The sequence below is a fragment of the Arsenophonus nasoniae DSM 15247 genome (genome assembly GCF_000429565.1).
In the GTDB taxonomy this organism is placed as follows: Bacteria; Pseudomonadota; Gammaproteobacteria; order Enterobacterales; family Enterobacteriaceae; genus Arsenophonus; species Arsenophonus nasoniae.
Genome location: NZ_AUCC01000001.1, coordinates 25,387 through 38,124, shown reverse-complemented (window position 1 = coordinate 38,124; position 12,738 = coordinate 25,387). Strand labels below are relative to the sequence as shown.

Below are 12,738 nucleotides of genomic sequence, written 5' to 3'. Positions count from 1 at the left end.
CGACGACAGATCATTCTGAAATAAAATAATCCTACGTCTTGCTAAGAGGAAAGCCGCAATGGCAAAACAGCCCGATAACTGGTTCGATGATAACGCCGATAATCTCGATAAGGATGAAATCATCTGGGTCAGTAAAAGCGAAATCAAGCGTGATGCCGAAGCGCTAAAAAAGCTGGGAGCTGAACTGGTTGAACTTAGTAAACATGAACTAGAACGAATCCCCCTTGATGATGAACTACTAGCAGCCGTTGAATTAGCGCAAAAAATTAAGCGTGAAGGACGTCGACGCCAGTTACAATTTATTGGTAAATTACTCAGAGCGCAAGATCCTCAACCTATTTATGACGCGTTGGATAAACTAAAAAATCGGCACAATCAACAAATCGCTATATTACATAAGCTTGAAGCTTTACGTAATCAATTACTAGAGAATGGCGATAATGCGATTGAAGATGTAATACTTTTATTTCCCTTAGCTGACCGTCAACAGCTACGTACATTAATACGTAATTGTAAAAAAGAAAGAGAGGCAAATAAACCGGCTAAAGCCTATCGTCAACTCTTTCAGTATCTAAAAACACTATCTGAAAGTGCCTAAACTGGATCAGATTGGGAGGCGCGGCAATGAAATATTAATTGCCCTCCCAATGTTTGTTCCGCTTCTCTAAAAACCGTTATTACTTCAGCAAATTTTGTTAACTGATGTTGATTTATATGAGAAAAAATAACCACTATCGGTAAAGCAATTTCCCCAGTCAACACATCCCACAAAGCATCTAAATTTTGGCCAAACCATTTTGGCAATTCAAAAACTGATATCGCTTTTTGATAAAAATCAGTCAGATTGTCTATTTCACGAAAATCAAACTCAACACAATGCATCATTTAATTCACTCTTGAAAAGGTTTTATAATGATCTAAAGTTACATAAATCAATCCATCTGATGAGTAAAGCAACCGATCACTCCCTCGATGACCACAGTGATAATTGATATCAGCTTCATACCATTGCCGATCTGGCGCAGAGAGTAGCAATTTTTCTCGATTATTATATCTATCGCCACCAATCGCTTTACCCGGCACAACCTGACATAAATTACCTTCTCTTGGGCTCCAACCATTTTGTTGCGCTTTTCTTTTCGTGATATAAAAATCAGGTAATCTATGATATTGCCGTAGATAATTAACCACATTTTCCTGTGCAGTTAACTGGTCAATATTGTGAACAGCTGTTGGCTTTACCTTTTGCCCGATAACTTCTGCCTGGTGCAGACTATTCCATTTGAAGTAAATACCTGCACCTATTAATATGGCTAATATTACCAAGATAACAATTTTTTTATTCATCCAATAATCCAAAAATTTTATTATGCAGTTCCACCAACTGTAATACTATCAAGCTTTAATGTTGGTTGGCCAACACCAACAGGAACACTTTGGCCTTCTTTACCACAAACACCAATACCGCTATCAAGTTTGAGATCATTGCCAACCATGGAAATCTGCTGCATTGCCTCTTTCCCCGCACCGATTAATGTTGCTCCTTTTATCGGCTGCGCGATCTTCCCTTTTTCGATCAAATAGGCTTCTGCGGTCGAAAACACAAATTTGCCAGAGGTAATATCAACTTGTCCACCCGCAAAATTAGGGGCATAAATTCCACGATCTACACTGGCTATTATCTCTTCAGGAGTTGACTGTCCCGCTAACATATAGGTATTTGTCATCCGCGGCATCGGCAAATGCGCATAAGACTCACGGCGACCATTGCCAGTTGGTAAAACCCCCATCAAGCGTGCGTTCATTTTGTCTTGCATATAACCTTTTAAAATACCGTTTTCAATCAAGACATTATATTGACCTGGCACCCCTTCATCATCAATGGCTAAAGATCCTCTACACCCGACTAACGTCGCATCATCAACTACGGTACAAAGTGGTGAAGCAACTTGTTGACCTATTTTGCCACTAAAGATAGATGTTCCACGACGATTAAAATCGCCTTCAAGACCGTGGCCAACTGCCTCATGTAGTAAAACTCCTGGCCAACCAGCCCCTAGTACCACAGGCATTGTTCCTGCCGGTGCAGCAATTGCGGCAAGATTAACCAATGCTATACGTACAGCCTCTCGGGCATAATGTTCCGCCCGAACTTCACCCTGCTCTGTTGCAAGAAAATATTGGTAACCATAACGACCACCACCGCCACTGCCTGCCCGCTCACGCTTGCCATCATGTTCAACTAACACACTAACAGATAAGCGTACTAGTGGGCGAATATCAGCCGCTAATGTACCATCTGTTGCTACGATAAGTACATGTTCATAAACACCAGATAGCGTTACATCAACCTCTTGCACTCGATGATCTTCGGCCCGGGCAACCTGATCAACACGCCGCAACAAGGCTATTTTCTCTTCCGGGCTCATTGTTTGCAGAGGATCAATCGCAGAATATAAATGTTCAAAATCGACCGGATTGATTAGACCTACTTTACCCTTTCCACCTTGATTTACAATGCTTCGTGCTGCTTTCGCACTTTGCTGTAATGCCTGTAAAGTAATCTGATCAGCATAAGCAAACCCGGTTTTATCATCACGAATAGCACGAATACCTACACCCTGATCAATATTGTAGGATCCTCTTTTAATAATTCCGTCTTCCAACCCCCATGCTTCATGACAACTCGACTGAAAATAGAGATCAGCATAATCTAAATGTCGCTCTGCGAGTGATCCTAAAACCTCTTGCAGATGTTGATGATTGAGATCGTTGGATGTCAGCAAATATTCACTAACAGAGGTTAAACTCATATTTATTTACTCTTTCTATTTTGTTTCGTGCTGAATCAATGGCATCAAACTCGTACGGAAGCGATTATGTTTTACGACTTTCATCTGTTCACGGACACCAATTAGGCTTTCTTTAGCTTTATCAATATTAAGGGTTAATGCGCTAACTGCATCTGTATTTTCTTGGAGAATATTGCCCCAGCTATCAATCACCATTGAGTGACCCCAAGTACGACGTTGACCATGCACACCTATTTGTGCCGGCGCTATGATAATACATTGATTTTCAATCGCACGGGCTTTTAAAAGTGGCTCCCAGTGTGCTTCACCAGTTAAACGGGTAAAAGCAGCGGGCACAGCTATCAGATCCGCCCCTTGCTTTCTTAAAGCCTGAAACAGACTGGGAAAACGTAAATCGTAACAAATTGTCATTCCCAAACGGCCAACCGGTGTATCAACAACGGTAATATGTTCACCACGTTGATAAATTGAAGATTCATTATAAATACCTTGTTCATCTTCAATAATATTCACATCAAACATGTGAATTTTGTCATAGCGAGCGCGAATTTCACCTTTATCATCAAATAACAGACTACTACTCGTAATAAGTTCAGGATCTTCTCGACTAATTAGTGGCATAGAACCCACCAATATCCATACTTGATAATGGCGAGCCATTTCAGCAATTGCACCTTGTAAAGGACCTTCTCCCTGTAATTCAGCAAAATTACGGTAACTGACATTATCACTAAACAACAGTGCATTTTCCGGTGTTAAAACCAATTTCACACTATTCGGCAATTGTTTAATTTGTTGCTCTATCTGAGCAAGGTTATGTTTAGTATTTTTACCACTACACAATTGTAAGAGTGCAATATTGTCACTTGTCATCCTGTTGATTCTCCTTCAATTGACGCAAAGTTTCATCAATTTTTGGTTGTTCCAGACTACCGGTAATTCGATAACGAATAACCGATATTTTACTCCATAATGGCCCCAATACTCTAGTTGCAGCAAACACGGCTGCACCGGCCAGTGGATTAACAGCAAACGCCGTTGCAACACCTACAGTGGCTGAAATTTCAGGGGTAATAATAGCTTCTAAATTCATATCACGACGAATTAAATTAATTTTGCCATGTATTGCAATATCAGCCATTAAACCATCAATATAAAAATCATCGGTGTTTAAGATACCATTTTTTATATTGGCTCTGCTACGAATGGAATCGAACTCAAAGTCATTACTAAAAGTATCACTAAAATCTAGCTGCAATTTACGCAGCAGTGCGTCGAAACTAACAAAACGCAACAACTGACCGGCACCACCACCTCCCATCTGAGCAATTGCTCCCTTAGTTAAATGAAAACTCAGATTACCGTTCAAACTATTAACATCAGGTTGCCATGGTACTGTTGCCCAATTTAAATCAAAATCAATTTTAAAGGGTGCCTGTTTAATAGGTACTAGTATGCCGTAATAAGCGGCCAAATCATCAAAGCGATTACCTTTTAATATCCCTCTTATGCTGGTACGGTTTTGTTGATCTGCCTGCCATATACCAGAGATTTTCAAATTAGTGGCACTATTTTTTAACGATCCCTCTTTTAAAATAAGTGTCTGTCTATTCCGCATAATTTGCGCTTTAAGCTCACCAAGTTTATAGCCGGCAATCCAGCATTCTGAGCAATAAATATCTATATTGGGCCAAGCAGAAATATCATATTTTTGCGCAATGTTATTTGTTGTCACGTCATTCTGCTGTTGGGATGAAATTTCTGGATTGAAATAAAGATAGTTGATCTTAGCTTGCCAGTTGCCCTGCTTCGGAATAGTCAAGTTTCCCTTTAACATATCACTCTGTGCAACAATTTTCGTCAATTCCGCCGTTTTATTAATGGTAAATACCATATTATTCCATTGCTGTTTGGCAAATGTGATCTTTGGTAAGTTAACAATAGTGATATCCGGTAGCACAAATGATTTACCATAATTTTGTGGCGCTAAGTTTACTGAAGAAAATAAAGCCAACCATGAAAGCCATTTTGGATCACTAATTTCAGGTAAATTGATCATAATTAACGGGCTATTGGGCAGAACAACCCGTTTGGGTATGTAAGGCTGAATAGCACCTTTTAGTAAACGGACTTGCTTGTCAGTAAATTGCCATTCAGTATTAAAGCTAACTTGCTGACCAACATCACCATAAATTTGCAACTGCCGGGTATCACCACTAGCACGAATTTGCATATCACCTAATTGCCTCAGTTGCTGAGAATCCAAAGCAGGAAGTTGGCTGCGAAGCTGGCCTAATTTGCTATTGAGCGCAATAGATAAGGTTGGATTTCGCTTTAGTTGATTGGGCAATTCAATATTAATCTGTCCTTGCCAAGCTGTGCTACCTGCCAGATGACGTGTAATCGATTTAGGCAAAATGGCTATTTGTTTAGCTTGCCAATTACCGTCAACATTAACATTGATCTGGTAATTCTGCCGCTGATTAGTGGTATTGAATGTTAAATTTATCGGTTGGCCAAACCATAAAGCTTGCAATTTTTCACTCTTCAAATCACCATTACGAAAATAAAAACGTCCTGTTAGCTGTTTCAACTGACTATCAATAGCTGTAATATCGACCTGATTATTATTAAGATCAACTTGACCACTGGCAATCACACTGCCACTATTCTCCTCCAACGGAATATCAAGCACCAATTTACCATTAATATTACCGCCTATTTTCACTGCATCTAATGCCTTACCAATCGAACCCTCCATTGGGCTATGGTTAAAATAATTACGGATCGCTTTTCCATCGCCGCTAATATTTGATTTTATTAATAATTTCGACTGACTATAATCAGCAATACTTGCACTAAGATCCAACGCTGTAGCTTCGCCTAATTTTACATTAGACGCCGACATCCAAAGTCCATTACGTTCAAAATTAAGATCGATATCTAAATCAAAAATTGTCGGCCAATCAGGTTGATATTTAAAAGTTGCGTTTCGTAGTGGCACAAAAACTTGAAATTGCCCGTTATTCTTTTTAAAAGGAAAATCAGCCGGATCACCATGAAAAATCATAGTGGCAGCATCAACATGGCCAGCAATAATTGCTTTTGTTAGATAATCAGTTAAATCTTTGCCCATTAAGGTTGCTGGAAAATAACGCCATGCTTCACCCGCATCGGTCAATTGTGCGCCAATCAAAATACTTAATATCGGTGGCTGATCTTTTATTGCTAGATAACGAAAATCACCGGTTGTCGATAGTGATTTTGCTTGCAACTGCAAATTCTCACTCCAAATCTGGCGTGAATTGTCTTCTTCTGACCAAGAAATCGTTCCCTGTCCGGTAGAAATTTCTAATGGTGCTTTAAACATCGGCGCATATTCAATAACACTGTTATTTAAGTTAAATGAAAATACCCCTCCTTGCTGACTCCCGCGCAATGAACCACTAAAATGGCTAACTGATGGCAAATCTTTCCAACGTATCCAGCTAATATCTTGCCAAGTTACATCAATTAACGCCTTTTCTGGCTTATCAGGAGTAATATCCAATGCCAATGCGATGAGTTGCCCTTTTGGCTGACGTTTTTGCCAATCACTGATAAATTCAGGCGTGAAAAAAGAGAAAATAGGCAAAATAGATCTTAATCGTTCTAATTGAATATTATTAACCCGTATACGCCAAAGATTTTCATCTGCTGTTGATTGGGGTAAATAGAGTAGAGAAATTTGGCCTTCAAGCCATTGTTGTTGATCGGTTTTTAATTGCTGTAATTGTGGAATATTAAATAACCAACCATTTTCTTGGCGCTGCAGGGTTAGCAATAAATCATCAACAGCCAGCTGATGCTCTTGTTCATCAACCTGCCAATTTGCCTGCCCCTGATGTAGCTGTAGTTGCCCACCTTCGATACGGCTATCTTTGATAGTAATCCAGCTAGAAAGACTAAACACTGCATTCTGTAGTCCAGTACTATCCCGTAACCAACGACTTAACCAAGGGCGCAAATTAACATTATCTGCCTGTAAGTAAACCGTTCCTTCATTAATCACACCATTTTTATTACGAAGGTTGAGTTTAATTTGAATGGCATCCTGATCTTGTTGCTGTTGCACACTATCAAGATTGACAAATCCTTGTGCTCGATGATATTCATTTTGATTTAACCAGGTTAGCTCCGGGATCTTTAATGTTCTTTTTTCTGCTGATGGCGTCAAAAAAGTGATTCGACTTTCTTTCAGCGTAAAATAATCAAATTGCTTTAAAAACAGTTCATCTAAGGCATCTAAATCAATATGACTAAAATCACCTTCACTGCCGAATTCTAGAGGTTTATAACAATCTGCATTTAATTGATAGAAAATAATATCGCGAAAACGTAGATGTAAAGAAAATAGTGAACGCCATATATCAAATGAAAACTTTACTTTCTTTACCTTGATATTGACTTTTTCAGTGGTAACACTGACATCAGAAATCGTCAATACTGGCCCAAAAGAGACCCACTCACCTTCAATATGACCAATTTTAAACGGTATCCCCGTTAACGCTTGAATTTGTCCTTCAAGTTGATTTCGGTATTCATTAATTTGAGGAAGAAAAAGACGTAATCCAATAATGGCTAATGCCATAATAAGTATGATTACTGTGCTTATGGCTACCAATACCTTAGGTAGTCGTTTCACCCATCTCTCCTTCCAAAAGAAGTTACTACAATGGCAATCTAGCCGCTAACATAACTACATCATAACGACATCAAACTGTTCCTGACTATACAGTGACTCAATTTGAACTTTGACCGACTTGCCAACAAAAATTTCTACTTCCGCCAATACATGAGATTCATCACCATTTAATGCCTCGACAACCGCGGGTGAAGCATAAACTAAGAAACGATTAGCATCGATAGTACGATTTATACGAACAATTTCACGTAAAATTTCATAACAGACAGTTTCTACCGATTTTACCGTTCCTCTACCCTGGCAAGTTGGGCATTCATCACATAGAACATGTTCAAGACTTTCACGCGTTCTTTTGCGAGTCATCTCTACCAATCCTAATTGCGAAAATTCATTAATAGTGGTTTTGACCCGATCTTTTAATAAAGATTGCTCCAGCGATGCCAAAACACGGCGACGATGTTCAGGATCAAGCATATCAATAAAATCGATAATAATAATACCACCCAAGTTGCGTAACCTTAACTGTCTCGCTATAGCTTGTGACGCTTCAATATTGGTATTAAAAATGGTCTCTTCCAGGTTACGATGACCAACAAAAGCACCAGTATTAATATCAATGGTGGTCATGGCTTCAGTTTGATCAATAATCAGATAGCCACCAGATTTTAATTCAACCTTACGTTCTAAAGCTCGCTGAATTTCTTTCTCAACATCATACAGATCTAATATTGGTAATGGCCCTTGATACAGTTCAAGCTTTACTGTCATTTCAGGCACATATTCATCAATGAACTCTTTTAATGAAACAAAAGTCAGTTTTGAATCAACCCGGATACGGTCTAATGATGCACCGGCAAAATCACGAATAATACGATGGGCTAAAGCCAGTTCGCCGTAGATCTGCATACGAGACTTATGACGTTTTTTACGTTCAACAATTTTAGACCATAAACGCTTCAAAAAGGCGGCATCTTGAGCCAATTCATCATCACCTACTCCTTCTGCCGCAGTACGAATAATGAAGCCACCATTTTCATCACAAAATAGTTCAACAATACTTTTCAAACGTTGTCGTTCTTCTTCACTTTCAATACGTTGGGAAACACCAACATGAGAAGCGCCCAGCATAAAAACTAAATAACGGGATGGTAATGTGATATCCGTTGTTAGACGAGCGCCTTTTGTTCCAAGCGGATCTTTAACCACCTGTACCATAATATCTTGCCCTTGCCGAACCAATTCGCCAATATCACGTACATGAAAGTTTTTTTGTTCATCACCAGCAATGCATTCAGTATGCGGCATAATATCAGAGGCATGAAGAAAAGCAGATTTTTCCAAGCCAATATCAACAAAGGCCGCCTGCATACCGGGCAAAACTCGACTCACACGACCTTTGTAAATATTACCTACAATTCCTCTTTTAGCTTCACGCTCAATGTGAATTTCTTGTAACACGCCACCGTCAATATAAGCCACCCGTGTTTCAGAGGGGGTTACATTGACTAATAGTTCAGCTACCATAGCTCTTCTTCCTATTATTTAACGCTAGAAATTTAGTCAATAATTCATCTGTTTCAACTAACGGTAACCCCACTACAGCGTGATAACTTCCGACAATCCGCCTAACAAAACAGCCACCTTTACCCTGGATAGCATAAGCTCCTGCCTTATCCATAGGCTCACCTGACAAGATATATTGATCGATTTCTTTATTTGTTAATCGTCGCAATGTTACTTCGGTGACAACCAAATCATACAATGTCTTCTGTTTATCTGAGAACGCAATTGCAGTCATCACTTGGCGTGTTCTACCTGAAAGTTGTCTTAATATCTGCGCAGCATGGTTTTCATCTTTAGGCTTACCCAAAATAGTTCCGTCATTTACAACAATAGTATCCGCCCCCAATACTGGATACGGTTTGGTCGCCATATCAACACCCGCTTGTGATTTTTCACATGCTAAACGAATAACATACTTACTGGGTGTCTCTCCTTCACACCATAATTCAGATATGTCAGGAAGAATAATGTCAAATAGCCATCCTAGCTGTTCAATTAACTTACGCCTTCTTGGCGAAGCTGACGCTAAATAAATCCTATTTACCATAGAAAAAACTCTCAGAAAAAATAGACAATTGGCTGCCCATTTTTAACGAACTAAAAACTGACGTCGAACTTTGCGCAATAATAAAAACATCCAAGGCCACAAGATGGCATTAATCAAACAATTCCAGAATATTTCAGGATGAAATAAAACAAGGGAAGAGAGAAATTCCGCCCAGAATATTGTAAAATTCATAACCACTGATAATCCAGCAATAACAAGCGATTGTTGCCACAGTGCCATATTTCGAAGAAGCTGATGTTTATACGATACTAAATAACAAATCAAGCTATAAGCTAATGCATGTACACCAAGTGCTGAGCCTTGGATCAAATCCATTAAGATCCCTAAAAAAAATCCGGTGCCGACACTAACTCGATGCGGTAAAGCCATAACCCAATAAATTAAAATTAATGCTAACCATGTGGGCCGATAATAAATAAACTGCTCAGGCCAGGGCATTTGTTCCAGAATTATTGCAATTAAAAAGGACAGCCAGATGATCCACCGCCCATTACCACGGTATTGATCCATTCTATGTTTCCTTTAGTTGCCTTGATTTCACGGTAACAATTCCTATTGAGCGACCAAAGGAGGTTGCTCGACATTTTTCATTTCTGTTGCTGGTAGTGGTGGCCCTTGAAGCTCGTTTGGGCTAGGAAGCACCTGGGGCAGAATCTTCATTAAACGCTCATTTGCTGCTCGATATACTTCTGATGGAGGTAAAGGATGAGAAGGATCGCTAGAGTTTCCCCATAGCAATAAAAGATAGCGTAGTCTTTGTAAATCTGCGGTAGGTCGTGCATGAATAATCGTATAAGCGCGTTGGGTATCATGCTTTACGGAAGAGACAATCGCAACGGGATACCCTTCGGGAAAACGTCCGCCTAAACCAGAAGTGACTATCACATCACCAATACGTATATCAATATTATCGGGTAAAGGTTCAAGTTGAAGATCATCACTACATCCTGTACCCACTGCAATCACCCGAATATCATTACGTAATACTTGTATAGGTAATGCATGCGTTGTATCACAAATCAGTAAAACACGGCTATTAAACTGGCTCACTGCGATAACCTGTCCAACAACACCCTTATCACTAATAACAGGCTGACCTTCATAAACACCATCATGTAAACCTTTATCAATGACAATTTGATCTCGATAAGGCGTATTTGCACCTGAGAGCACTTGAGTAACCATCATGTGTTCATCCTGACGTAGAGGTGACCCCAATAGCTCACGTAATCTAGCGTTTTCCTGTTTAAGTTGTCCAAGTAATAAATTATCTGCTTTTTTTAATAAAACCTCTTTCTTCAATGCCTTATTTTCAAAAAGAAGTTGATCTCTTCTCGCCAATGTATCTGAAATATTATCAAGCAGTTCTCGCGGGCCATTTGCCAAAAAATAAAAAGGACTAACAGCCGTATCTAAATAACTACGTATTTTATTAAAAGTATCAAATTGACGATCAAAAGCAACCAGCGCGATTGCAACAACGATCGCAATAATAATACGCAATTGTAGGGATGGCCCTCGACTAAAGATCGGCTTCATGAGTTACTTTAATAAAAAATAAATAAACGTTAAACATTAACATCACTTTACATAAAGTAAGGAGGAGCGCCATCCTTAAGTTCCTCCTTCTATTGGCTAACGTCTAGTCATCACTAAACAGATCACCACCATGCATGTCGATCATTTCCAATGCCTTACCACCACCACGTGCAACGCAAGTTAATGGATCTTCAGCAACAATGACAGGAATGCCTGTTTCTTCCATTAAAAGACGATCTAAATTACGCAATAACGCACCACCACCGGTTAAAACCATACCTCGTTCAGAGATATCAGAAGCTAATTCTGGTGGACATTGTTCCAAAGCTAACATAACGGCACTAACAATACCGGTTAAAGGTTCCTGCAGCGCCTCAAGTATCTCATTCGAATTAAGGGTAAAGCCACGTGGTACTCCTTCAGCCAAATTACGACCGCGCACTTCAATTTCGTAAACTTGATCTGTAGGATAGGCTGAACCGATTTCGTGTTTAATCCGCTCAGCAGTTGCTTCACCAATTAATGAACCATAATTACGACGAACATAATTAATGATCGCCTCATCAAACCGGTCACCGCCGATACGTACCGATGATGAATAAACAACACCATTCAATGAAATAACAGCAACTTCTGTCGTTCCACCACCAATGTCAACCACCATAGAACCTGTTGCTTCGGAAACCGGCAAACCAGCCCCAATTGCAGCTGACATAGGTTCTTCAATTAAGAAAACCTCGCGAGCGCCAGCACTCAGTGCCGACTCCCTGATTGCACGACGTTCTACCTGGGTCGCACCTACAGGCACACAAACTAAGACGCGTGGACTTGGACGCATAAAGCTATTGCTATGAACTTGTTTGATAAAATACTGTAACATTTTTTCAGTAACATAAAAGTCCGCAATCACGCCATCTTTCATTGGACGAATAGCCGCGATATTACCCGGCGTCCGACCTAGCATCTGTTTTGCTTCATGACCTACTGCAGCAACGCTCTTAGGTGAGCCTGCGCGATCTTGACGAATAGCCACAACTGACGGTTCGTCTAACACAATACCTTGTCCTTTGACATAGATGAGAGTATTGGCGGTACCCAAATCAATAGACAAGTCGTTGGAAAACATGCCACGAATTTTTTTAAACATAACGAAAGGATAATCCTGCAAGCTGGAAACGAATGAAAATCCGTCTACTTTACCAACCACATGAAGCAACGACAAGGAGTTAATTAAATCGCTTCAATAAAAAGTGGCCAATTTTTTTACAATACAAAAAACCGTTATTACTGCTTATTTTCTATAATCGATTACAGTATAAAGTAAACAATACCATCATAAAAATCACTTAATGCACTTAATATAAAATTTTCTAACAAGAAATTTAACTATTTTACATTAAAATAGATCACTATATTAAGTTTATATGACGCTACATAATTATTAGTTGACATATGCTTCAAAGCAAGGTCAATTCACTTTTTAATATTACCTTAAAGTATAAAAGTCTTCCATATTAATACTTTATCTAAGTAACAATAAAAAATAATTTAAATGTAAATATTAATTCTGT

General features: G+C 39.3%; 11 protein-coding genes. 1 reads left to right on the top strand and 10 read right to left on the bottom strand.

All coding sequences use genetic code 11. The features are described 5' to 3' along the window. Positions 1-58 precede the first annotated feature (58 nt). Complete coding sequence (gene yjgA / locus G468_RS0100180) at positions 59-598, top strand: ribosome biogenesis factor YjgA (RefSeq protein WP_026821353.1); 540 nt, start codon at positions 59-61, stop codon at positions 596-598. On the opposite strand, the gene G468_RS0100175 is transcribed toward yjgA, so the two are convergent. From G468_RS0100175 to mreB, 10 genes are all read right to left on the bottom strand, one after another. Then, the gene (locus G468_RS0100175; RefSeq protein WP_246067290.1) at positions 595-885 is read right to left on the bottom strand and encodes a barstar family protein; all 291 of its coding nucleotides are present in this window, start codon (positions 883-885) and stop codon (positions 595-597) included. The genes yjgA and G468_RS0100175 overlap by 4 nt on opposite strands. Then, positions 886-1,347, bottom strand: coding sequence for a ribonuclease domain-containing protein (locus G468_RS0100170; RefSeq protein ID WP_026821351.1), 462 nt, complete (start codon positions 1,345-1,347; stop codon positions 886-888). It lies immediately after the preceding gene. Between the two features lie 20 nt (positions 1,348-1,367). Continuing rightward, positions 1,368-2,813, bottom strand: a complete 1,446-nt coding sequence (gene tldD, locus G468_RS0100165) for a metalloprotease TldD (RefSeq protein ID WP_026821350.1) — start codon at positions 2,811-2,813, stop codon at positions 1,368-1,370. Positions 2,814-2,828: 15 nt separating this feature from the next. Then, the gene (gene nit1, locus G468_RS0100160; protein WP_026821349.1) at positions 2,829-3,686 is read right to left on the bottom strand and encodes a deaminated glutathione amidase; all 858 of its coding nucleotides are present in this window, start codon (positions 3,684-3,686) and stop codon (positions 2,829-2,831) included. Further along, entirely contained in the window at positions 3,676-7,497 is a 3,822-nt protein-coding gene (gene yhdP / locus G468_RS0100155; RefSeq protein WP_026821348.1) for an AsmA2 domain-containing protein YhdP, read from the bottom strand. Before yhdP ends, nit1 begins: the two co-directional genes overlap by 11 nt. 54 nt (positions 7,498-7,551) lie before the next feature. Then, entirely contained in the window at positions 7,552-9,021 is a 1,470-nt protein-coding gene (rng, locus tag G468_RS0100150) for a ribonuclease G (protein ID WP_026821347.1), read from the bottom strand. Then, positions 9,011-9,607 carry a Maf family protein gene (locus tag G468_RS0100145; RefSeq protein ID WP_034249109.1) on the bottom strand — a complete coding sequence of 199 codons (597 nt, stop codon included), beginning with the start codon at positions 9,605-9,607 and terminating at the stop codon, positions 9,011-9,013. The genes rng and G468_RS0100145 overlap by 11 nt, the downstream gene beginning before the upstream one ends. Positions 9,608-9,649: 42 nt before the next feature. Beyond that, a complete protein-coding gene (gene mreD / locus G468_RS0100140; RefSeq protein ID WP_026821345.1) occupies positions 9,650-10,138 on the bottom strand; it encodes a rod shape-determining protein MreD in 489 nt (162 codons plus the stop codon). Between the two features lie 42 nt (positions 10,139-10,180). After that, positions 10,181-11,167 carry a rod shape-determining protein MreC gene (mreC, locus tag G468_RS0100135; RefSeq protein WP_026821344.1) on the bottom strand — a complete coding sequence of 329 codons (987 nt, stop codon included), beginning with the start codon at positions 11,165-11,167 and terminating at the stop codon, positions 10,181-10,183. Between the two features lie 103 nt (positions 11,168-11,270). After that, positions 11,271-12,314 carry a rod shape-determining protein MreB gene (gene mreB / locus G468_RS0100130; RefSeq protein ID WP_026821343.1) on the bottom strand — a complete coding sequence of 348 codons (1,044 nt, stop codon included), beginning with the start codon at positions 12,312-12,314 and terminating at the stop codon, positions 11,271-11,273. Between the last annotated feature and the right edge of the window lie 424 nt (positions 12,315-12,738).

What these genes read in the sequence shown, in the direction of transcription:
- mreB (WP_026821343.1), bottom strand. Translation starts at nt 12,314, where the DNA reads ATGTTTAAAAAAATTCGTGGCATGTTTTCCAACGACTTGTCTATTGAT.
- nit1 (WP_026821349.1), bottom strand. Translation starts at nt 3,686, where the DNA reads ATGACAAGTGACAATATTGCACTCTTACAATTGTGTAGTGGTAAAAAT.
- rng (WP_026821347.1), bottom strand. Translation starts at nt 9,021, where the DNA reads ATGGTAGCTGAACTATTAGTCAATGTAACCCCCTCTGAAACACGGGTG.
- G468_RS0100175 (WP_246067290.1), bottom strand. Translation starts at nt 885, where the DNA reads ATGATGCATTGTGTTGAGTTTGATTTTCGTGAAATAGACAATCTGACT.
- mreD (WP_026821345.1), bottom strand. Translation starts at nt 10,138, where the DNA reads ATGGATCAATACCGTGGTAATGGGCGGTGGATCATCTGGCTGTCCTTT.
- G468_RS0100170 (WP_026821351.1), bottom strand. Translation starts at nt 1,347, where the DNA reads ATGAATAAAAAAATTGTTATCTTGGTAATATTAGCCATATTAATAGGT.
- tldD (WP_026821350.1), bottom strand. Translation starts at nt 2,813, where the DNA reads ATGAGTTTAACCTCTGTTAGTGAATATTTGCTGACATCCAACGATCTC.
- yjgA (WP_026821353.1), top strand. Translation starts at nt 59, where the DNA reads ATGGCAAAACAGCCCGATAACTGGTTCGATGATAACGCCGATAATCTC.
- mreC (WP_026821344.1), bottom strand. Translation starts at nt 11,167, where the DNA reads ATGAAGCCGATCTTTAGTCGAGGGCCATCCCTACAATTGCGTATTATT.
- G468_RS0100145 (WP_034249109.1), bottom strand. Translation starts at nt 9,607, where the DNA reads ATGGTAAATAGGATTTATTTAGCGTCAGCTTCGCCAAGAAGGCGTAAG.